Source organism: Microbacterium hanjuni (assembly GCF_043556395.1).
GTDB lineage: Bacteria > Actinomycetota > Actinomycetes > Actinomycetales > Microbacteriaceae > Microbacterium.
In genome coordinates this window covers 410,009-430,828 of record NZ_JBIGIK010000001.1, presented here as the reverse complement: position 1 = coordinate 430,828, position 20,820 = coordinate 410,009, and the positions used below count along the sequence as shown (strand labels likewise).

Annotated in this window: 20 protein-coding genes and 4 tRNA genes; 13 read left to right on the top strand and 11 right to left on the bottom strand. The window is 68.9% G+C overall.

What is annotated here, in order from left to right:
• Window positions 1-22: 22 nt before the first annotated feature.
• From ACFXP5_RS02250 to ACFXP5_RS02235, 4 genes are all read right to left on the bottom strand, one after another.
• On the bottom strand, window positions 23-2,167 hold the full coding sequence (locus ACFXP5_RS02250) for a 3-hydroxyacyl-CoA dehydrogenase NAD-binding domain-containing protein (protein WP_394544163.1): 2,145 nt from the start codon (window positions 2,165-2,167) through the stop codon (window positions 23-25).
• An 11-nt stretch (window positions 2,168-2,178) separates the two neighbouring features.
• Window positions 2,179-3,384, bottom strand: a complete 1,206-nt coding sequence (locus tag ACFXP5_RS02245; RefSeq protein WP_394543339.1) for a thiolase family protein — start codon at window positions 3,382-3,384, stop codon at window positions 2,179-2,181.
• Between the two features lie 72 nt (window positions 3,385-3,456).
• Window positions 3,457-4,668 carry a ribonuclease D gene (locus tag ACFXP5_RS02240; protein WP_394526620.1) on the bottom strand — a complete coding sequence of 404 codons (1,212 nt, stop codon included), beginning with the start codon at window positions 4,666-4,668 and terminating at the stop codon, window positions 3,457-3,459.
• Window positions 4,661-5,251 (bottom strand): DUF3000 family protein, encoded by a 591-nt coding sequence (locus tag ACFXP5_RS02235; RefSeq protein WP_394543338.1) that lies wholly within the window; start codon window positions 5,249-5,251, stop codon window positions 4,661-4,663. The genes ACFXP5_RS02240 and ACFXP5_RS02235 overlap by 8 nt, the downstream gene beginning before the upstream one ends.
• A 25-nt stretch (window positions 5,252-5,276) precedes the next feature.
• Between ACFXP5_RS02235 and ACFXP5_RS02230 the strand changes: the two genes are divergently transcribed.
• Window positions 5,277-6,500, top strand: a complete 1,224-nt coding sequence (locus ACFXP5_RS02230; RefSeq protein ID WP_394543337.1) for an alpha/beta hydrolase family protein — start codon at window positions 5,277-5,279, stop codon at window positions 6,498-6,500.
• On the opposite strand, the gene ACFXP5_RS02225 is transcribed toward ACFXP5_RS02230, so the two are convergent.
• The 3 genes from ACFXP5_RS02225 to ACFXP5_RS02215 are packed head-to-tail and all read right to left on the bottom strand — an operon-like array spanning window position 6,469 to window position 8,559.
• Complete coding sequence (locus ACFXP5_RS02225; RefSeq protein ID WP_394543336.1) at window positions 6,469-7,173, bottom strand: dihydrofolate reductase family protein; 705 nt, start codon at window positions 7,171-7,173, stop codon at window positions 6,469-6,471. The two genes, ACFXP5_RS02230 and ACFXP5_RS02225, sit on opposite strands and share 32 nt — an antisense overlap.
• Before the next feature lie 2 nt (window positions 7,174-7,175).
• Window positions 7,176-7,616 (bottom strand): SufE family protein, encoded by a 441-nt coding sequence (locus ACFXP5_RS02220; protein ID WP_394526616.1) that lies wholly within the window; start codon window positions 7,614-7,616, stop codon window positions 7,176-7,178.
• A 40-nt stretch (window positions 7,617-7,656) separates the two neighbouring features.
• Entirely contained in the window at window positions 7,657-8,559 is a 903-nt protein-coding gene (locus tag ACFXP5_RS02215) for a sulfurtransferase (RefSeq protein WP_394543335.1), read from the bottom strand.
• Window positions 8,560-8,681: 122 nt separating this feature from the next.
• Between ACFXP5_RS02215 and zapE the strand changes: the two genes are divergently transcribed.
• From zapE to ACFXP5_RS02200, 3 genes are all read left to right on the top strand, one after another.
• On the top strand, window positions 8,682-9,716 hold the full coding sequence (zapE, locus tag ACFXP5_RS02210) for a cell division protein ZapE (RefSeq protein ID WP_394543334.1): 1,035 nt from the start codon (window positions 8,682-8,684) through the stop codon (window positions 9,714-9,716).
• 178 nt (window positions 9,717-9,894) lie between these two features.
• The gene (locus tag ACFXP5_RS02205; RefSeq protein ID WP_394526612.1) at window positions 9,895-11,169 is read left to right on the top strand and encodes an ammonium transporter; all 1,275 of its coding nucleotides are present in this window, start codon (window positions 9,895-9,897) and stop codon (window positions 11,167-11,169) included.
• Window positions 11,170-11,261: 92 nt separating this feature from the next.
• Complete coding sequence (locus ACFXP5_RS02200) at window positions 11,262-11,765, top strand: type II toxin-antitoxin system PemK/MazF family toxin (RefSeq protein ID WP_394543333.1); 504 nt, start codon at window positions 11,262-11,264, stop codon at window positions 11,763-11,765.
• 182 nt (window positions 11,766-11,947) lie between these two features.
• Here ACFXP5_RS02200 and ACFXP5_RS02195 read toward each other — a convergent pair.
• Window positions 11,948-12,020 (bottom strand) — tRNA-Val (locus ACFXP5_RS02195).
• 148 nt (window positions 12,021-12,168) lie between these two features.
• Between ACFXP5_RS02195 and ACFXP5_RS02190 the strand changes: the two genes are divergently transcribed.
• The 3 genes from ACFXP5_RS02190 (at window position 12,169) to ACFXP5_RS02180 (ending at window position 12,485) form a co-directional block, all read left to right on the top strand.
• Window positions 12,169-12,241 (top strand) — tRNA-Gly (locus tag ACFXP5_RS02190).
• A 67-nt stretch (window positions 12,242-12,308) separates the two neighbouring features.
• Window positions 12,309-12,382, top strand: a tRNA-Cys gene (locus tag ACFXP5_RS02185).
• Window positions 12,383-12,410: 28 nt separating this feature from the next.
• Window positions 12,411-12,485: transfer RNA gene (locus tag ACFXP5_RS02180), tRNA-Val, on the top strand.
• Window positions 12,486-12,645: 160 nt separating this feature from the next.
• On the opposite strand, the gene ACFXP5_RS02175 is transcribed toward ACFXP5_RS02180, so the two are convergent.
• Together ACFXP5_RS02175 and ACFXP5_RS02170 are read right to left on the bottom strand one after the other, a co-directional pair.
• Window positions 12,646-12,906, bottom strand: a complete 261-nt coding sequence (locus tag ACFXP5_RS02175; RefSeq protein ID WP_394526609.1) for a hypothetical protein — start codon at window positions 12,904-12,906, stop codon at window positions 12,646-12,648.
• A 79-nt stretch (window positions 12,907-12,985) separates the two neighbouring features.
• On the bottom strand, window positions 12,986-14,134 hold the full coding sequence (locus tag ACFXP5_RS02170; RefSeq protein WP_394543332.1) for an SLC13 family permease: 1,149 nt from the start codon (window positions 14,132-14,134) through the stop codon (window positions 12,986-12,988).
• Window positions 14,135-14,213: 79 nt separating this feature from the next.
• Here ACFXP5_RS02170 and thrS point away from each other — a divergent pair, with 79 nt between their 5' ends.
• Together thrS and ACFXP5_RS02160 are read left to right on the top strand one after the other, a co-directional pair.
• On the top strand, window positions 14,214-16,229 hold the full coding sequence (gene thrS, locus ACFXP5_RS02165; RefSeq protein WP_394543331.1) for a threonine--tRNA ligase: 2,016 nt from the start codon (window positions 14,214-14,216) through the stop codon (window positions 16,227-16,229).
• Window positions 16,226-16,786, top strand: coding sequence for an HIT family protein (locus ACFXP5_RS02160; RefSeq protein ID WP_394543330.1), 561 nt, complete (start codon window positions 16,226-16,228; stop codon window positions 16,784-16,786). The genes thrS and ACFXP5_RS02160 overlap by 4 nt, the downstream gene beginning before the upstream one ends.
• Window positions 16,787-16,883: 97 nt before the next feature.
• Here the strand turns inward: ACFXP5_RS02160 and pdxY are convergent, their stop codons facing one another.
• Window positions 16,884-17,735, bottom strand: a complete 852-nt coding sequence (gene pdxY, locus ACFXP5_RS02155; RefSeq protein ID WP_394543329.1) for a pyridoxal kinase PdxY — start codon at window positions 17,733-17,735, stop codon at window positions 16,884-16,886.
• A 73-nt stretch (window positions 17,736-17,808) separates the two neighbouring features.
• On the opposite strand from pdxY, the gene pdxS reads away from it, so the two are divergent.
• From pdxS to ACFXP5_RS02135, 4 genes are all read left to right on the top strand, one after another.
• Complete coding sequence (gene pdxS / locus ACFXP5_RS02150) at window positions 17,809-18,729, top strand: pyridoxal 5'-phosphate synthase lyase subunit PdxS (RefSeq protein WP_394543327.1); 921 nt, start codon at window positions 17,809-17,811, stop codon at window positions 18,727-18,729.
• Window positions 18,730-18,732: 3 nt separating this feature from the next.
• On the top strand, window positions 18,733-19,326 hold the full coding sequence (pdxT, locus tag ACFXP5_RS02145) for a pyridoxal 5'-phosphate synthase glutaminase subunit PdxT (RefSeq protein ID WP_394543326.1): 594 nt from the start codon (window positions 18,733-18,735) through the stop codon (window positions 19,324-19,326).
• Window positions 19,327-19,353: 27 nt separating this feature from the next.
• Entirely contained in the window at window positions 19,354-19,887 is a 534-nt protein-coding gene (locus ACFXP5_RS02140) for a DUF1697 domain-containing protein (protein ID WP_394543325.1), read from the top strand.
• Window positions 19,888-20,030: 143 nt separating this feature from the next.
• Window positions 20,031-20,795 carry a YebC/PmpR family DNA-binding transcriptional regulator gene (locus tag ACFXP5_RS02135; RefSeq protein ID WP_394526596.1) on the top strand — a complete coding sequence of 255 codons (765 nt, stop codon included), beginning with the start codon at window positions 20,031-20,033 and terminating at the stop codon, window positions 20,793-20,795.
• Window positions 20,796-20,820 lie beyond the last annotated feature (25 nt).

Below are 20,820 nucleotides of genomic sequence, written 5' to 3'. Positions count from 1 at the left end.
GATCCGGGCGATCTTCCTGTTCTCAGGCGGCGCTGCCGACGCCGCGCACGGTCGGGTGGTGGAACGTGTCGCCGAAGGCGCGCTCCGAAGCGCCCTCGCGATCGAGGTACGGCGATGCTCCGCCGTCGATGAACGGCCACCCGGCGCCCAGGATGAGGCAGAGGTCGATGTCCTCGACCTCGGGCACCACGCCCTCGTCGAGCATGATCCGGATCTCCTGCGCCAGCCCGTCCTGGACCCGCTGCAGGATCGCCGCTTCCGACGCGGGGGAGGAGCCGGTGACCAACACCTTCTGCGCAGCCTTGGTCCAGCCCGTGACGCGGCCGGTCTTGTCCTTCTCCACGACCTCCGGCAGCTCAGCGAGAGCGTGGAAGTTCTCCGAGGCGAAGAAGCGGTCGGGGAACGCCGCCGCCATCGTGTCCTGCACGTGGGCGGCGACCTTCCAGCCCACCAGGTCGATGAGCTGGAACGGCGTCATCGGCAGACCGAGGGGCCCGAACGCCTTCTCGACCGTGAGCAGCGGCGTGCCCTCGTAGACGGCGCGGGCGGCCTCGCCCATGACCTTCGCGAGCAGCCGGTTGACGACGAAGCCCGGCGCGTCGGCGGTGAGCACCGCGTTCTTGCCGAGGTTCCTCGAGACCACGAAGGCGGTCGAGAGCGCAGCATCCGTCGTCAGCGGCGTGCGCACGATCTCGATGAGCGGCATGACGGCCACCGGGTTGAAGAAGTGGAAACCGACCAGGCGCTCGGGGTGCGCGAGCTTCGCGCCGATCTCCTCCACCGACAGCGACGACGTGTTGGTCGCGAGGATCGCGTCGTCGGCGATCAGCGGCTCGATCTCGGCGAACACCTGCTGCTTCACGCCCACCTCTTCGAACACCGCCTCGATGACGAAGTCGCAATCGGCGAACTCGGTCTTGTCGGTCGTGCCGTGAACGAGCGCCCGCAGTCGGTTCGCGGTGTCGCCGTCGAGGCGTCCCTTCGCCTCGAGCTTGCCGATCTCTTCGCGGACGGAGGCCACGCCCTTGTCGACGCGGGCCTGGTCGAGGTCGGTGATCAGCACGGGTACCTGCAGCTTGCGCACGAACAGCAGGGCGAACTGGCTGGCCATGAGCCCTGCGCCGATGATGCCGACCTTCTGCACCTTCTTCGCCAGCGACTTGTCGGGAGCGCCGACGGGACGTTTGGCCCGCTTCTGCACCAGGTCGAAGGCGTACATGGATGCTGCGAACTGGTCTCCGCTGATGAGCTCGGCCAGCGCTTCGTCTTCGCGGGCGAAGCCCTCGGCCCGGGTACCGCTCTTGGCCTTGTCGAGCAGGTCGAGGGCGACGTACGGCGAGCGGGGCACGGTGCCAATGCGGCTCTCGAGCATCCCGCGCGCCATCCGGATCGCGATCGGCCACTTCGTGAGCCGTTCGATCTTGCCGGGCGCGTGCTTGCGTTCGACCTTCACCCGGCCGGTGAGCACAGCGTCCGCCCAAGACAGCGAGTCTTCGAGGTAGTTGGCCGCCGGGAAGATCGCGTCGACCATCCCGAACTCGTAAGCCTGGCGGGGCTTGAGCGTGCGGTTCTGTTTCAGCGGGTTGGAGATGACGACTTCGAGCGCGTTCTCGATGCCGATGAGGTTCGGCAGCAGGTAGGCGCCTCCCCACCCGGGGATGAGCCCGAGGAAGACCTCGGGCAGAGCGACGGCCGCGGCCGAGGCGTCGACCGTGCGGTAGGTCGAGTTGAGGGCGATCTCGAGTCCGCCGCCCAGCGCGAGTCCGTTCACGAAGGCGAACGAGGGGACACCCAGCTCGGACAGCGACCCGAGCACCTGGTGACCCCGCTGCACGATGAGGAGGGCGATCTCCTTCGAGGGCAGCTGCGCGACCTGGGAGAGGTCGGCCCCGGCGGCCATGATGTACTGCTTGCCGGTGATGCCGATCGCGTGGATCTCACCCGCCGCGGCTCGCGTCTTGAGCGTCGCGAGGGTGTCGGCGAGCTCGGTCAGGGTGCCAGGCCCCACGGTGTTCGGTCGCGTGTGGTCGCGACCGTTGTCGAGCGTGATGAGAGCGAGCACGTTGCCGGAGGGGAGGCGCACGTCGCGGACGCGCGAGTGCGTGACGACCTCGTCCGAGGTGAAGGCCTCGAGCGGGGTGAAATCGATCTCGTCGTAGTTCGTCATGTCGTCGCCGCTCACTTCTTGCGCTTGCCGGTGTAGTGGGGGTTCTCCCAGATGACGCTGCCGCCCTGGCCGAGGCCCACGCACATCGCGGTGAGGCCGTAACGCACGTCGGGCCGCTCGGCGAACTGCGCGGCGAGCTGGATCATCAGGCGGACTCCCGATGCCGCGAGGGGGTGGCCGAGGGCGATAGCGCCGCCCCAGGGGTTCACGCGCGGGTCGTCATCGGCGATGCCGAAGTGATCGAGCAGAGAGAGCACCTGGATGGCGAAAGCCTCGTTCAGTTCGAACAGGCCGATGTCCTCGATCGAGAGGCCGGCTTTGCGCAGGGCCTTCTCGGTCGCCGGGATCGGGCCGATGCCCATGATCTCGGGCTCGACGCCGGCGAAGGCGAACGACACCATCCGCATCTTCGGGGTGAGCCCGAGCTCCTTCACCGCCGATGCTCCCGCGAGGAGGCTCACGGTCGCGCCGTCGGTGAGGGGCGAGGAGGTGCCGGCCGTCACGCGGCCGTGCGGGCGGAACGGTGTCTTCAGCTCGGCGAGGCCCTCCATCGTGGTCTGCGGTCGGCGCCCCTCGTCCTCCGTGGCGAGCGACCAGGCGCCCTCCCCGTCCTTGACGGCGACCGACACCAGGTCGGGCTGGATCTTGCCGGCGTCGTAGGCGGCCTGCACCTTCTGCTGGCTCAGCATGCCGAACCGGTCGGCCCGTTCCTTCGTGAGGTGGGGGAAGCGGTCGTGGATGCGCTCCGCGGTGACGCCCATGTTGAGGGCGCCCGGGTCGACGAGCTTCTCGGCGACGAAGCGCGGGTTCGGGTCGCTGTTCGCCCCGATGGGGTGGTGGCCCATGTGCTCGACGCCCCCGGCGAGGGCAAGGTCGTACATGCCGAATCCGATGGATGCGCCCATCGTGGTGACGCTGGTCAACGCGCCCGCGCACATGCGGTCGATCGCAAAGCCCGGCACCGTCATCGGCAGGCCCGCGAGGATCGCGGCCGTCCGGCCCAAAGTGAGTCCCTGATCGCCGGTCTGCGAGGTCGCGGCGATCGCGACGTCGTCGATGCGATCCTTCGGCACGTCGGGATTGCGGTCCATCAACCCGATGATCGCCTTGACCACGAGGTCATCGGCGCGGGTGTTCCAGTACACGCCTTTCTCACCGGCACGTCCGAACGGGGTACGCATGCCGTCGACGAAATACACGTCAGAGAGCTCGGCCACTTTGCCTCCAAAACTAGGGATGTCCCCAGCGTAGGAGCGGCCCGTCGGCGACCCGAATCGCTTGGATCGAACCTACGACTCCTCGACGACCTCGTCGGTCGGCGCGTTGACGGAATCCACAAAGGCATCGGCGATCAGCTGTGCGGTCTGCTCAATCTGCCACGGACGTGCGCCGAGCGCGAGGAGGGATTCGCCGACCGATTCCGCGCTGATCTCCTCGGGGGGCGTCCACGCGACGCGGCGGAGCGTTTCGGGCGTCATGAGGTTCTCCGTCGGCATGCCGAGTGCCTCGGCGCGCTCCTCCACGACGGGCTTCGCGGCCTTCAGTCGCGCGTCCGCTGCGGGGTTGCGATCGACCCATGCCCGCGGGGGAGGAAGGGTGTCGGAGGGAACCCGATCGTTGGGGAGCTCGGTTGCGGCGCGACCTTCGACGATCGCGTTCCACCACCGATCCAATTGCGAGCGGCTGGCCCGACCGTTGAACTCCTTCACCGCGGCCAGAGCCTGCTTGGTGGGCGGGTCCGCGATCACGGCGGCCACGAGGGAGCGGTCGGGCACCAGTCGACCCGGAGAGATGTCCTGCTCGCGGGCGAAGTCCTCGCGCGCTTGCCAGAGCGAACGCGCCACGGCGAGCGAGCGGCGACCGCGCACGGTGTGCAACCCGCTGAGCCGGCGCCAGGGGTCTTCCCGCGGCGGCTTCGGCAGCCGCTCCAGCACGGCGGCGAACTCCTGAGCGGCGATCTCGACCTTGTCCTGCTCGACGAGTTGCGCGGCGAGGGCGTCGCGCACGTCCACGAGATGCTCCACGTCGAGCGCCGCATACTCCAGCCAGGACTGGGGGAGCGGACGCGTCGACCAGTCCGAGGCTGAGTGCTCCTTCGCCAGGGTGATCCCGAGCGTCGTCTCCACCACCGCGCCGAGACCGACGCGCTCGTGACCGAGCAGGCGCGCGGCCAACTCGGTGTCGAAGATGCGCGGGGGCTCGAGCGAGCGCTCGCGCAGCGAGGGCAGATCCTGGCTCGCGGCGTGGAACACCCATTCCGCGTCGCCGATGGCCTCCTGCAGCGGAGCGAAGTCGCTGATGGTCGAGGGGTCGAACAGGAAGACCCCGGCGCCTCGACGGAAGACCTGGATCAAGTAGGCGCGCTGCGAATAGCGGAAACCCGAGGCCCGTTCCACGTCAACGGCGACCGGCCCTTCGGCCGCGGCCAGAGTGGCGACGGCCTCGGCGAGCGCGGTGTCGTCCACGATCACGGTGTATTCGGTGGCGGGGTGATCAGTCACGCGTGGCCCTTCGACTTCCCAGGACGGCAATTCCCTCGGTGCCCGGTGGGAGTCCTGCGAGCATGCAGACGAGTTCGGCCCACGCTTCGACGTGCGGTCCGATCGGGCCCTCGGGCGACCAGGAGGCGCGCAGTTCGATCTGGGCCCCGTCGCCCTGGGATGCGAGCGAGCCGAAGCCTTTCGACAGCGTCTTGGTGGCGGTGCCCGACGCCGAGTGGTGCGCGGCACCCCGCGAGGCGAGGGCGTCGACCAGCCAGGACCAGGCGACGTCGGCCAGGAGAGGATCCGAGCCGATCTCGGTCTCGAGAGGGGCCTGCGCGAAGCAGACGATGCGCCAGGGCGCGCCCCAGGGGTCGGGCTCCTCGGGGTCGTACAGCAGGATGAACCGGCCGATGCCGTACGGGGAATCGATCCCTGTCTCGTCGGGGCGGACGTCGGCGGCCAGCGCGAGTGCTTCCGGCGCGAGCCCGTTCGGTGCGGCGATTTCCCGCACCACGAGGTCGTCTCGGAAGGGGGTGGCCCGCAGCTCGTCGACGGCCCGCGCGAACGGCGTCAGCGCTTCGGGAGGACGAACGTCGGTCACTCCGACAGACTAGAGTGAGCCCACCATGAACGGCTCCAGGCGCGCCGCCCCGAGGGGCGTCACCCCCGCGTATGCGGGTGCGCTGCGAACCGCCCTGGCCCTCAGCAGCGTCGCTCTGGGCGCTGCGGTCACGGCCCTCGGCGCCATCTCGGTGCGCATGGCCCGGCGCGTGGTGACTCCGTCTTCGCGGGTGCCCGACACGCGCATCGTTTCGCTCGACACCGCCGCCCAGACGATCACCCTGTCGCGCACGCCCGACACCGAGCTGCCTGGACGCTACGGCCTGTTCACCACCGGCACGCGCGCCTACGTGAAGCTGGGTCCGGTGATGTCGCTCGATGACACCACCGTGAAGCGCAAGCTGCTCACGCAGATCGGCGCGGGCGAGCAGTTGGCCCCGGATGCTGCGTTCAGCGGCTGGTATTTCGATCGACCCGAAGAGGTCGCCGTCCCCTTCCGTACCGAGCTCATCGGAGCGTCCGTCGGTCCGTGCCCGGCGTGGGTGTTCCCGGCCGCCCGCGAGACCGACGTCTGGGTGGTGCAGGTGCACGGGCGCGGCTCCACCCGCGCCGAGGCGCTCCGCTCCGTCGCGCTCTTCCATTCGCTCGGCATCACCTCGCTCCTCGTGTCGTATCGGAACGACGGCGACGCCCCCCGCAGCCGAACCGGAACCTATGCGCTCGGGGCGACGGAGTGGCGGGACGTCGACGCGGCGATCGGGTACGCCCGGCGCGCCGGTGCACGGCGGGTGCTCGTCATGGGCTGGTCGATGGGCGGTGCGATCGCACTGCAGGTCGAACTGTCCTCACCCCACCAGGACGTGCTCGTCGGCATGATCCTCGACTCCCCGGTGGTGGACTGGCGGGTCGTGCTCGACTATCAGGCGCGGCAGCTGCACCTTCCCGCTCCCGTCACGCAGCTGGCGATCGGCACGCTGGAATCCGAGTGGGCGTCGTCGATGGCGCGCACCGGGCACGGCATCCCCTTCGACCGGCTCGACGGTGTCGCCCGCGCGGCCGAGTTGCAGCATCCGATCCTCATCCTCCACAGCGACGACGACGGCTTCGTCCCCTCCGACGCCTCGCACGAACTCGCCGCCGCGCGTCCGGATCTCGTGCAGCTCGAGACCTTCGCCGTGGCGCGGCACACGAAGTTGTGGAACTACGACCAGGACCGCTGGACGAACAGCATCACCGACTGGCTGCGCCGGCACGGCTTCACGAACGAGGACGCAGCCGCAGGTAGCTGAACGCGGCATCGTCGACGAGCAGGCCCACCGGTGCGGTGTGCGGGCCGGTGCCGGAAGGCAGCGTCAGGAACGGATGCTGCGCTGGGCTGAGCACCGGGGCGACCGTCACGCAGTACTCGTCGATCGCACCCGCCGTGGCGAAGAGCCCGGCGAGGCGCGGACCGCCTTCGTTGACGATACGGCCGAGGCCCCGCTCGCCGAGCGCGGCGACGATGGCCGCGGGTTCCAGGTCGCCGCTCCCGGGGACGGGGACGACCTCGGCCTTCGGCAGGTCCGCCCGCTCCCGCACGGCGTCGGCGTGATCGGCGGGACACACCAGGAGCACTCCCTCACCGTCGCCCAGGCGGTGCCCGCCGAGGTCTCCGGTGGCGGTGACGACGGCGAGACGCGTCGCCCGCGGCATCAGGTAGCCCTCCACGCGCACGGTCTGCGCGCCGACGATGACGACATCGGCGAGCGAGCGGATCACCCCGAGGATGGCTCGGTCGACGCGGCTGCTGAGCGTCTCGCTGGTTCCGTCCGAGCCGGAGGCCGCGCCGGTGAGCGTCGTGATCATGTTCAGGCGCACGTAGTCGCCCTCGAGGGCGTACAGTTCGGCGATCGCCGCCTTGCCCGCCGGGGTCGCGAGGTCGTAGGACGCCCCCGTGGCGGGGAGCACCTCGACGACGCGCACGTTCAGACTCCGCTGCGGGCGCGCACCTGACGCTTGGCGCGCATCAGCATCCCCGTCATCCCCGCGATGCGCAGGGGACTGACCGCGCGCATGAGACCGATGCTCTGCGGGAAGTCGTCGGGGATCGCCAGGACCTCATCGACGGTGAGTCCGGTGATGCCCTGAGCCAGGATGCTGGCGAAGCCACGTGTCGTGGGTGCTTCGGCGGGCGCCGTCGCGTGCATCGCGACACGGTCTTCCGCATCGACCTCGACCACGATGTACACCGGCGACTGGCACTCGGCGACCCGCTCGCACATCTCGGGGTGACCGTCGAAGCGGGCGGGCATGGCCGGCAGCTCTTGCGAGAACTCCAGGAGCAGCTGCAGGCGCTCGGGTTCGGGAAGAGCCAGGAAGTCCTCGCGGATCTCGGCGAGGGACGCGGGAAGAACGGTCTCGGTCATCCCTGCCATCCTCCCACGCCCTGCTGGGCAGGCGGCCGGCTCAGCGCGCGGGGGCGTCGCCCGGTTCGGCGCCCGTGACGATGGGCACGCGCACGGCGCTACCCCACTCGGTCCACGATCCGTCGTAGTTGCGGACGTCCTCGAATCCGAGCAGGTGCTTGAGCACGAACCAGGTGTGGCTGGAGCGCTCGCCGATGCGGCAGTAGGCGACGATCGGGTCGCCGTCGCTGAGGCCCGCGCCGTCGCGGTAGATCGCTTCCAGTTCGGCGCGCGGCTTGAACCCGCCGTCATCGGCCACAGCCTTGGCCCACGGCACGTTCTGCGCGGACGGGATGTGCCCGGCGCGCAGCGCCCCCTCGTCGGGGTAGGCCGGAGCCGTGGTGCGCTCACCCGAGTACTCCTCGGGGGAGCGCACGTCGATGAGGGGCTTGCCGAGGTGGGCGAGCACGTCTTCCTTGTACGCGCGCAGCACGGTGTCGTCGCGCTCGACCACGGGGTAGTCGACCGCCTCGATCGCGGGAGCATCGGTGGTGATCGGTCGCCCCTCGGCGATCCACTTGTCACGGCCTCCGTCGAGGAGGCGCACGTCTTGGTGCCCGAAGAGCGAGAAGACCCAGAGCGCGTAGGCCGCCCACCAGTTGTTCTTGTCGCCGTAGATGACGATCGTGTCGTCGCGGGAGATGCCCTTGCGTCCCAGCAGCTCGGCGAAACCGGCGCCGTCGATGTAGTCGCGCACCACGGGGTCGTTCAGCTCGGTGTGCCAGTCGATCTTGACCGAGCCGGGGATGTGGCCGGTCTCGTACAGCAGCACGTCCTCGTCGGATTCGACGACGGCGAGGCCGGGCTGGCCGAGGCGCGCTTCGAGCCACTCGCCCGTCACGAGCCGGCCGGGCTCGGAGTACTCGGCGAACTTGGGGGATGTGGTGTCGGTCTCGATGCTCAACGCTGGCTCCTCGAATGGGGACGATGCGGCGACGGCGTAGGGTGGTTACCGCCTCTCCGACCCTACGTGGGCGGCGACAGACCTTCCCCGAATCCGTAAGACTGCGACACAGGACGGCCGGAATGACCGCTGCACCCGCCACGACCGGGATCGTGCGTCTCGTCGAGCGCATCCCGACCGTCACCGGTGCGGAAATGGTCGCGTTCCTCGTGCCGCCGCCGCAGTTCGACGGCGCCACCTTCGACTCGTATCGCTCGGATCCCGCGTTCCCCTCCCAGCAGGAGGCGAAGGACCGCTTGATGGCGTTCGCCGCTCCCGCAGCATCCGCTCCTCGCGGCGGACTGTTCCGGCGCGCGAAGAAAGAGCCCGAGACCAAACCGGGCGTCTACCTCGACGGCGGGTTCGGCGTCGGCAAGACCCACCTCCTCGCCGCGATCTACCACGCGATGCCCGCCCGTCGGAAGTATTTCGGGTCGTTCATCGAATACACCGCCCTCGTCGGCGCCCTCGGGTACCAGAAGACGGTCGAGTTGTTCCGCGGTTCCGACCTGCTCGCGATCGACGAGTTCGAGCTGGACGACCCGGGCGACACCATGGTGATGACCCGGCTGCTGGGCGAGCTCGTCGCCTCCGGCACGCGCCTCGCCGCGACCTCGAACACCCCGCCGAACGCCCTCGGGGAGGGGCGCTTCGCCGCTCAGGACTTCCTGCGTGAGATCCAGGCCATGTCGGCGAGTTTCGAGACGTTGCGCATCGACGGCACCGACTACCGCCAGCGGGCGATCGACGGCGAGGCGAAGACGTTGACGGATGCTGCGTACGCGGCCGCGATCGAGACGGCTTCCGCCGCCGGTGTCGCGTCCGACGACGGTTTCGACGACGTGATCGCCCATCTGGCTCAGGTGCATCCGTCGCGCTACATCCGCATGATCGACGGCGTCACCGCGATCGGGCTGCGCGACGTGCACACGCTCGTGGACCAGTCGGCGGCACTGCGGTTCGTCGCGTTCGTCGACCGGGCCTACGACGCGCAGATCCCCATCCTGGCCACGGGCACGGCGCTCAGTTCGGTGTTCGGCGACGAGATGCTCGGCGGCGGCTACCGCAAGAAGTACCTGCGCGCCATGTCGCGCCTGGTTGCACTGACGCAAGCCTGACGGCGTCGTCGCGGTCGTTTTGAGTGCGATCTGGCGGCATCGCGAAACACGATGTTTACCGGGCAGCGGCGCACGTAACCTCGACGAAACACGTTCCGGGGTACGTCGGTAACCGACGGTGACGACACTGGGGGAACCCGACGCTACACCTGCGTCCCTGCAGAGAGGTCACTTCGAGATGGATCAAGGCAACACCGCATTCCTCTTGATATGCGCAGCACTCGTCCTGTTGATGACGCCTGGGCTCGCATTCTTCTACGGCGGTCTCGTCAAGGCGAAGAGCGTCATCAGCATGATGATGCTCAGCTTCGGCGCGATGGGCCTGATCGGCGTCCTGTGGGTGCTGTACGGCTTCGCCGTCGCCTTCCCCACGACCGAGGTCGGCACCACTCAGGCTCCCTGGGCGATCGACACCGGTGAGCTCGGCCTCGCCAGCCTGCTCGAGGTGCCCGAGGGCGCCGCATACCCGCCGCTCGCCTTCGTCGCCTTCCAGGCCACGTTCGCCATCATCACCGTCGCGCTCGTCTCGGGCGCGATCGCCGACCGCGCCAAGTTTGGTTCGTGGATGATCTTCGCGACCCTCTGGGCCACGATCGTCTACTTCCCGGTCGCCAGCTGGGTCTTCAACTTCGGCCTCGCCGAAGACGGTTCGTTCTCGTACGGCGGGTGGATCACCCACGGCCTCCAGGAGTGGATCGGCGCCGGTGCGATCGACTTCGCGGGTGGTACCGCGGTGCACATCAACGCCGGTGCCGCAGCTCTGGCCCTCGCGCTCGTCCTCGGCAAGCGCGTCGGTTTCCAGAAGGGCGTGCACGTCCCCCACAACCCGCCGTTCGTCCTGCTCGGTGCGGGACTGCTGTGGTTCGGTTGGTTCGGCTTCAACGCGGGCTCCGAGCTCGCCGCCGACGGCGTCGCCGCGCTCGCGTTCGTCAACACCATCGCCGCTCCCGCGGCAGCCCTGCTCGCCTGGTTGATCGTCGAGAAGATCAAGGACGGCAAGCCCACCTCGGTCGGCGCCGCTTCCGGTGCCGTCGCGGGTCTCGTCGCGATCACCCCGGCCTGCGCCTCGCTCACGCCGTTCTGGGCCATCGTGCTCGGTCTCATCGCCGGTGCCGTCTGCGCCCTCGCGATCGAGCTCAAGTTCAAGCTCGGCTTCGACGACTCGCTCGACGTGGTGGGCATCCACCTCGTCGGTGGCCTCATCGGAACGCTCTACATCGGCTTCCTCGGAACCGACGTCGGACTGTTCATGGGTGGCGGCGCCACGCAGCTCGCGGCTCAGGCCATCGCGGCCTTCGCGGTCCTCATTTACTCGTTCGTGCTGGCCTACATCATCGGCTTCGCGATCGAGAAGACGATCGGCTTCCGCGTGAAGAACGAAGACGAGATCGCCGGCATCGACACCATCGTGCACGGTGAAGAGGGCTACGTCCTCGCAGATTCCAAGGCCTGATTCAGCACCAGGTCCACCGGAGGCGCCGCGGGTTTCGACCCGCGGCGCTTTCGTTCGCCGGGGGACATCGGGCGCCCGGGTAGCGTGACAGCATGAGCGTTCTCCGCCGGCTCGGCTCGGCACTCCTGCGTGCTGTGCGCCCCAGCATCCGTCCCGTGACACGCACCACGGTCACCCGGACCGATGACACGGGCACCGTGCGCATCTCAGCGCCCGCCGCACGCGACGTGGTCATCTCCTACGCCCCGGATCGGGACGGCGCCCCGGACGCGGGGGAGATCGTCTGGACGTGGGTGCCGTACGAGGAGAACGACGGCCGCGGCAAGGATCGGCCCGTGCTCGTCATCGGAACGCAGGATGCCGAGCACGTCTACGCCGTGCGCCTGACGAGCACCGCCCACGACGCCGACCGCGAGTTCGTCGCCGTCGGCACGGGGGAGTGGGACAGCCAACGGCGACCGTCGTGGGTCGACGTGGGGCAGCTGTACAGCGTGCATGTCCGGGGGCTTCGGCGAGAAGCATCCGCTCTCGATCGGCGGCAGTTCTCCCGCGTCGCCGATGCTCTGCACGCGCGCTACGGCTGGCGCGCCATCTAGGAGGCCCAATCCATCGGGATCTCGATCGGCTCGGTCGGTGGCAGCGTCAGGTCGGACGGCAGGATGGGGCGTTGGTCGGTCATGCGCACTGCAACACGCGTCGGCGGTGCCCGTACTGCACGATTTGACGCATCCTCGTGCTCACCGGGTCGAAACTCGGGATGACGGAGCGGAATTCAGGGTGGGCGATGCCGGACTCGAACCGACGACCTCTTCCGTGTGAAGGAAGCGCGCTACCAACTGCGCCAATCGCCCAAATGCCCCGGAGGGCTTCATCGATCGTAGCGGATCCTGCGTGCCCGGATGCACCGGGGGAGGCGTGACACGCGGGAGCCCGGATGAGTTTGAAGCAGGGCTCGGGATGGGCTAAAGTCGTACGAGTGCCCGGGGCAGCCCGGGACACGCGGATGTAGCGCAGTTGGTAGCGCACAACCTTGCCAAGGTTGGGGTCGCGAGTTCGAGTCTCGTCATCCGCTCGAGTGCGAGGATCATCTTCCGGAGGAATCCGGGGGGTGATCACGACACGTGGGTCGAACCACACACGGTGGCGTGGCCGAGCGGCTAGGCACCGGCCTGCAAAGCCGTTTACACGGGTTCGAATCCCGTCGCCACCTCCACTCCCGGTCCCGACCGGCAGCAGCACTCGGGCGATTGGCGCAGCGGTAGCGCGCTTCCCTGACACGGAAGAGGTCACTGGTTCGATCCCAGTATCGCCCACCACGAGAAAACCCCCGGATTACCGGGGGTTTTCGTGTTTCAGGGCGGCGTCGTTCCGTGAATCCAGCCTCCGATGCCCGAGTCCACACTCTGCGGCGGCATCCGGGCAGGGATTCGGGCGCCGAGGGATGGATTCACGCGGCGCGGCTTATCCCACGGCGACCTACGCGGCTCGGCGCAGCGTCACGATCTCTTCGGAACCGGCGGAACTCTCGGCCGGGTGCTCGACCAGCGCGATCACGCGGCTGGCCATGAAGCGCGCTGTGCGCACGGGCGTACCGCCGCGGGTGACCTCGGTCACCTCGACCAGACCGCGGCCGTTCGTGATGTCGATGCGCCGCCCGGCGCGTGTGGCTTCGATGTCGTAGGTGCGCACGGCCCCGCCCCCGGCATCGATGACGACCTCTACTCGGTCACCTCTCATGTGTTTCTCCTCTGTCCTTGGATGAAACATCCCAGGTCAGGGGTTTATTCCACGGATGCCGGCGCCACCGCGCCCGCTCTCAGAGGGCGAGTGGCACGACGGCGGCGAGCACGACGACCGGCACGAGCACGCAACCGAGCAGCACGAAGGTGCGCCAGGAGATCTCCACGCCGTTCGAACGCAGCCGGTCGTGCCACAGCAGCGTCGCGAGCGACGCCCACGGCGTGATGAGGGGTCCGGCGTTTACCCCGACCAGCAGTGCGGCGAGACGGTGCGGGTCTGTGGCGGTGGATTCGAGCGCGAGGTAGGCGGGGAGGTTGTTGGCGACGTTCGCCGCGACCGCGCCGACCCCGGCCACCTGCCAGAGCGACCACAGATCGTCGCCCTCGCCGGTGAGGGCGGCGAGGAACGCCCCGGAGCCGAGCGCCTCCGCCGCTCCCACGACGAGGAACAGCCCTCCGGCGAAGAGCACGAGCTGCCAGGGAATGAGAGCGAAGCGGATGCTGCGGGGAGCGCGCCGGGCGAACACCACAGCGAGCACGACCGCTGCCGCCAGTGCCGGGATCCAGGGCGGCATGCCGGAGACGAGGGCGGGAAGAAGGAGCGCCACCACGACCCCGGCCGTCACGAGCAGGGGACGATCCTGCACGCTCGGGGGCGCAGCATCCGCGTATGTCACGGGCAGGCGTGGCACGAACACGACGGCGAGCACGATCACGGAGGCGGCGACCGCGATCAGAGCGGAGGGACCGATGAGGGCGAGGAAGGGCAGGGGCGCGTGACCGCCGAGGGCGTCGGCGGCCAGCAGGTTGGTGAGGTTGGACACCGGCAGGAAGAGCGACGCGGTGTTGGCCAGCACGACGGTGACGAACACGAACGGCACCGGGTCGAGACGGTGCGCCCGCGCGATCGCGATGACCACCGGGGTCAGCAGCACCGCGGTGGTGTCGAGGGAGAGGAAGGCCGTCGCGACGACGGCCAGCACCACGATGAGCGACCACAGCACCCGGGTGCGCCCGCGGGCGAGACGCGCGAGCCATCCGCCGACGACGTCGAAGAGTCCGGCGGTCGACGCGAGCTCGGCGACCACCGTGACGGCGATGACGAACAGCAGGATGGGCCACACGCGATCGGCGATCGCCGCCGCCTCATCGGCGGGGAGCACGCCCGTCACGACGGCCAGCCCACCGAGGACGAGCAGGCCGAGTCCGACGATCGCGAGTTTCACGGACCTATCCTGCCTCCCGCGCGCCGGGGTGGCATCCCGCGCGAGATAGCCTGGATGCCGAGCCACCTTGGAGATTCTCGTGACCGACGCTGCCCTTCCTTCCGACGTGTCCTACCCCGTCGACGGATTCACCCTCTTCCCCGACCGCTCCGTCGTCGCACTCCGCGTCAACGGAGAGTTGCGCGACCTCGCCTCGCTGGTCGAATCGACGGATGCTGTCGAGCCGGTCACGATCGAGAGCCCCGAGGGACTGTCGATCCTGCGCCATTCCGCCGCCCACGTGCTCGCCCAGGCGGTGCAGCGGATCAACCCGCAGGCGAACCTCGGCATCGGCCCGCCCATAACGGACGGTTTCTATTACGACTTCAGCGTCGCCGAGCCCTTCACCCCGGAGGACATCAAGGCGATCAAGAAGGAGATGGAGCGCATCGTCCGCGAGGGGCAGCGTTTCGTCCGCCGGGTCGTCTCCGACGAGGAGGCCCGCGCCGAGATGGCCGGCGAGCCGTTCAAGCTCGAGCTGATCGACCTCAAGGGCCCCTCGACCGCGTCGGGCAGCGACGAGTCGGTGGAGGTCGGCGGTTCGGGTGAGCTCACGATCTACGACAACGTCGACCCGCGCACCGGCCGGACCGTGTGGAAGGACCTCTGCCGCGGACCCCACGTGCCCAGCACCCGCACGCTCGGGAACGGGTGGGACCTCACCCGCATCGCCGGTGCGTACTGGCGGGGGAGTGAGAAGAACCCTCAGCTGCAGCGCATCTACGGCACCGCCTGGCCGAGCAAAGACGAACTGCGCGCGTATCAGCAGCGCCAGGAGGAGGCCGCGAAGCGCGACCACCGCAAGCTCGGCAAGGAGTTGGACCTCTTCTCCTTCCCCGAGGAGATCGGGTCGGGGCTGTCCGTCTGGCACCCGAAGGGTGGCGTGATCCGCCAGGAGATGGAGCAGCACGCGCTGCACCGCCACCGCGCTGCCGGATACACCTACGTGTACACCCCGCACATCGCCAAGCAGGATCTGTTCCTGCAGTCGAACCACCTCGTCACGTACAAGGAGGGGATGTTCCCCCCGATCCCGCTCGACGAGGAGCGCGACGCCGAGGGCGAGATCACCCGCGCGGGTACCGACTACTACCTCAAGCCCATGAACTGCCCGATGCACATCCTGATCTTCAAGGAACGTGCGCGCAGCTACCGCGACCTGCCGATGCGGCTGGCCGAGAACGGCACGGTCTACCGTAACGAGCTGTCGGGGGCCCTCCACGGCCTCACCCGCGTCCGCGGCTTCACCCAGGACGACTCCCACCTCTTCGTCACCCCCGAGCAGCTCGAGGAGGAGACCACCCGGGTACTGGAGTTCGTCATCTCGATGCTGCGGGACTTCGGTCTCGACGACTTCGAGCTCGAGCTGTCGATGCGCGACAACGAGAAGTCGAAGTGGATCGGCAGCGACGAGTTCTGGGAGTACTCCACCAACGCCCTGCGAAACGTCGCGCACGCGAGCGGTCTCAAGGTGACCGAGGTGCCCGGTGAGGCCGCCTTCTACGGGCCGAAGATCGACCTGAAGACGAAGGACGCGATCGGTCGCACCTGGCAGCTGTCCACGGTGCAGGTCGACGTGAACCTGCCCGAGCGGTTCGAACTCGAGTACACCGATCGCGACGGGCAGAAGAAGCGCCCGATCATGATCCACCGCGCCCTGTTCGGATCCATCGAGCGGTTCTTCGCCATCCTGCTCGAGCACTACGCGGGCGCGTTCCCCGTCTGGCTGGCGCCCGTGCAGGTCATGGGCATCCCCGTCGCCGACGAGTTCGCCGATTACCTCTCGGAGATCATCGTGCGCCTCCGCGCGAAGGGCGTGCGGGCGGAGCTCGACGACAGCTCCGACCGGATGCAGAAGAAGATCCGCACCCACACCACGCAGAAGGTCCCGCTGCAGTTGATCGCCGGCGCTCAGGACCGGGAGGGCGCGACCGTCTCGTTCCGTTTCCGTGACGGCACCCAGCTCAACAGCATCCCCGTCGACGAGGCCATCGATCGGATCGTGTCGTCGATCGAGGCCAAGACCCTCGTCGACACCGCGGAAGACCTGCCGTGACCGAACCCGCCTCGGGCGAGCAGATCGACGGACTGGTCGCGGCGTCGGAGCTCGCGGGCGTGCCCGACGAGTTCCAGCGGTTGTGGACCCCGCACCGGATGGCCTACATCCAGGCGGGTCCCCAGCCGTTGCGCGATGAGTGCCCCTTCGATGCTGCGCCGCTCAAGTCCGACGAGGACGGGCTGATCGTCGCGCGCGGTGAGACGGCCTATGTGCTGCTCAACCTGTTCCCCTACAACTCGGGCCATCTGCTGGTGTGCCCCTACCGTCACATCTCGACCTACGACCTCGCGACGCCGGAAGAGGTCGCCGAGATCGGCGCGCTGACCCAGACGGCGATGCGCGTGCTGCGCGAGGTGTCGCACTGCGACGGTTTCAACATCGGCATGAACCAGGGTCAGGTCGCCGGGGCCGGAGTCGAGGGCCACCTGCACCAGCACGTCGTGCCGCGCTGGGCGACGGATTCGAACTTCTTCCCGATCATCGCCAGGACCAAGGCCCTGCCGCAGTTGCTCGGCGACGTACGCCGCGCCGTCGCCGACGCCTGGCCCGCCTGACGCCCGCCGAAAGCAGGAGAAACGCCGAGGACAGGCCGATATCCGCCGGAACGGCCTGTTCTCGGCGATCTTCCTGTTCTGGCGCCGCGAGCCGCCGTCAGCGCAACTGCTGAGTGGCGAACTGCATGCGCGGGTGGGCGTAGGCCTGCTGCGACTCGACGAGCTGCAGTTCGCGCTGCCCCGAGACGTGGGTGCGCTCGAGCAGGTCGAAGACGCTCGACGTGGTGCGCGCGAGCGCGTCGGCAGCATCCCCCGTCGCCCGGTAGTGCGCGGTGAACAACGCCGCCGTCACGTCCCCCGAGCCGTTGGCCTTCATGGGCAGGAGCGGGGTCTGCACAACCCAGGCGCCGGTGTCGTCGACCACGAGCATCTCGATCGTGTCGGGATCGCGGTCAGGACGCTCGACGCTCGTCACGAGCACGGTGTCGGGTCCGGTCGCCCGCACCGCGTCGGCGGAGGCGAGGGTCTCCTCCCACGTGTGCGGGTCGGTGCCGGTGAGGAAACCGAGCTCGAACTGGTTCGGCGTGATGATGTCGGCCACCGGGACCACCCGATCGCGCAGCAGATCGGGGATCGCGGGTGCGACGAAGCATCCGGACTTCGCATTGCCCATGACCGGATCGCACGCGTAGATCGCGGCGGGGTTGGCCGCCTTCACCCGGGCGACCGCGTCGATGATGACATCGCCGATGCCTTCGCCGCCCTGATAGCCGGAGAGGACGACGTCGATCTCGGGGAAGACCCCTCGCTCCTCGATGCCGGTGATGACGTCACGGACGTCGTCGGGGCTGATCAGGGGGCCGCGCCACTGTCCGTATCCGGTGTGGTTGGAGAAGTTCACGGTGTAGACGGGCAGCACCTCGACCCCGATCCGCTGGAGCGGGAACACGGCCGCGGAGTTGCCGACATGGCCGTACGCGACGGCGGACTGGATCGAGAGGATCTTCACGGTCCAATTGTCCCACCGCGGACGGGTCCCCTCGCGCCTCCCGGCCGTTCTGCGCCGCATAGAATCAGCACTCATGACCGATAGTGCATTCACCTCCGACGTCGAACCCCTCGCCTTCACCGGCTCGAGCCGGGTGAAGCGCGGCCTCGCCGAGATGCTCAAGGGCGGCGTAATCATGGACGTGGTCACGGCCGACCAGGCGAAGATCGCCGAGGACGCCGGAGCCGTCGCCGTCATGGCGCTCGAGCGGGTGCCCGCCGACATCCGCGCTCAGGGCGGTGTCGCCCGGATGAGCGACCCCGACCTCATCGACGACATCATCGCTTCCGTCTCGATCCCGGTGATGGCCAAGGCGCGGATCGGGCACTTCGTCGAGGCGCAGGTGCTGCAGGAGCTCGGCGTCGACTACATCGACGAGTCCGAGGTGCTCTCGCCGGCCGACTACGTGCACCACATCGACAAGTGGGGCTTCACGGTGCCGTTCGTCTGCGGTGCGACCAACCTGGGTGAGGCGCTGCGGCGCATCACCGAGGGTGCGGCGATGATCCGCTCGAAGGGCGAGGCCGGCACCGGCGACGTGTCCGAGGCCACCCGCCACATCCGCACCATCACCAGCGAGATCAACGCCCTGCGCTCGCGCACGAAGGACGAGCTGTACGTCGCCGCGAAGGAACTGCAGGCGCCGTACGAACTCGTCGCGGAGATCGCCGCGACCGGCAGCCTCCCCGTCGTGCTGTTCACCGCCGGCGGCGTCGCGACCCCCGCCGACGCGGCCATGATGATGCAGCTCGGCGCGGACGGCGTCTTCGTCGGCTCGGGCATCTTCAAGTCGGGCAACCCCGCCCAGCGTGCGGCCGCGATCGTGAAGGCGACCACCTTCTTCGACGACCCGGCCGTCGTCACCGAAGCCTCCCGCGGCCTGGGCGAGGCCATGGTCGGCATCAACGTGTCCGACCTCGCCGCTCCCCACCGCCTCTCCGAGCGCGGCTGGTAACGGGTGGGCGCTGCCCCCCGCATCGGAGTGCTCGCCCTGCAGGGCGACGTCCGCGAACATACGGCGGTGCTCACGCGCCTGGGCGCCCGCGTCTCGCGGGTGCGCCGGCCGAGCGATCTCGACGCCATCGACGGGCTGGTCCTTCCCGGCGGGGAGTCGAGCGTGATCGACAAGCTGGCGCGCGCGTTCGGTCTGCAGCATCCGATTCGGGAGGCACGGGCTGCGGGCATGCCGATGTACGGCACCTGCGCGGGACTGATCCTGTTGGCTGATCGCGTCACGGGGGCGATCGCGGGGCAGGAGAGCTTCGGCGGTCTGGACGTCGTCGTCGAACGCAACGCCTTCGGCGGTCAGGTCGAGTCGTTCGAGACGGATCTGGCCGTCGAGGGCTGGGACGCGCCGGTGCACGCGGCGTTCATCCGGGCGCCCGTGGTCACGCACGTGGGGGAGCGCGCCCGCGCTCTCGCCGCCCTGCCCGATGGGCGCGTCGTTGCCGTGGAGCAGGGGAACCTGCTCGGTACGGCCTTCCACCCCGAGGTCTCGGGGGAGACCCGCTTCCACGAACGCTTCCTCTCGACCGTGAACGCGGTGCGCTGAGCGGGCGAGGCGCGTACGTTCGGGAGGGTGACCGAGTGGGTGGCTCTTCTTCGCGGGGTGAACGTCGGCGGGATCACGATCCGCAGTGCCGAGTTGCGCGCCCTCGCCGATGATCTCGGCTTCACCGAGGTGCGGACGGTACTGGCGAGCGGGAACCTGCTGTTCCAGACCGACGCCGACGTGTCCGAACGCGCTGCGCTGAAGGCCCGGATCGAGGCCGCGCTGCGCGAGCGTTTCGGATACGACGCGTGGATTCTGCTGCCCACCCGTGGAGAGCTGGGCGAGGCCGCGGCGGGTTTCCCGTTCGATGCGGCGGACGCCGGGCGCCAGCCCTGGGTGATCTTCTGCAGCGACGAGGCCACCCGCGAGGAGCTGCTCGCTGCCGCTGAGCCGCTCGACCCGGGCGTCGACCCCGTCGCTCCGGGCGCGGGGGTCGTCTACTGGAACCCCGTCACGGGATCGAGCACGGACACGGCGTTCGCCAAGACGATCGCACGTGCCACCTTCCGCGCTCGCACGACGAACCGCAATCTGCGCACGCTGCAGCGCATCCTCTCCTGACCTCCGGGTCGCCACGAATGCACGGCCGAACGCCGTTGTACCGCCGCACCCGCCCCACCGGGCGACCCCCGCACCACGGCTCGTGCAAACGTCGCAGCACCGCCACCACGGGGCAGCGAGCGGCTCGACGTAGAATGGTCGGCATGTCCGGCCACTCCAAGTGGGCGACGACGAAGCACAAGAAGGCTGTCATCGACGGCCGTCGCGCGAAGTCGTTCGCCAAGCTCATCAAGAACATCGAGGTCGCTGCCAAGATGGGCGGCGCCGACCTCTCGGGAAACCCGACCCTCTACGACGCCATCCAGAAGGCGAAGAAGACCTCGGTCCCCAACGACAACATCGACCGCGCGGTCAAGCGCGGCGCCGGTGTCGGCGGCGAAGCCGTCGATTATCAGACGATCCTTTACGAGGGCTACGGCCCCAACGGTGTCGCTCTCATGATCGAGTGTCTGACCGACAACAAGAACCGGGCGGCGGCCGAGGTGCGCACCGCCCTCAGCCGCAACGGCGGCAACCTCGCCGATCCGGGCAGCGTCGCCTACAACTTCTCCCGCAAGGGCGTCATCGTCGTTTCGGGCGAGTCGACGACCGAGGACGACGTGATGCTGGCCGCGCTCGAGGCTGGTGCCGAGGAGATCGAGCCGCACTCGCAGGGCTACGAGGTGATCACCGAGGCGTCCGATCTCGTGAGCGTCCGCTCGGCGCTGCAGGACGCCGGCATCGACTACGAATCGGCGGACGTCGAGTTCGTCCCCTCGCTGAAGGTGGAAGTCGACGCCGACACCGCCCGCAAGATCTTCCGTCTGATCGACGCGCTCGAAGACAGCGACGACGTGCAGAGCGTCTTCACGAACTTCGACCTCACCCCCGAGGTGCAGGCCGAGCTCGAGGCCGAGAACGAGGAGTAAGGCCCGGGCGCGCCTCGAGCGCCCG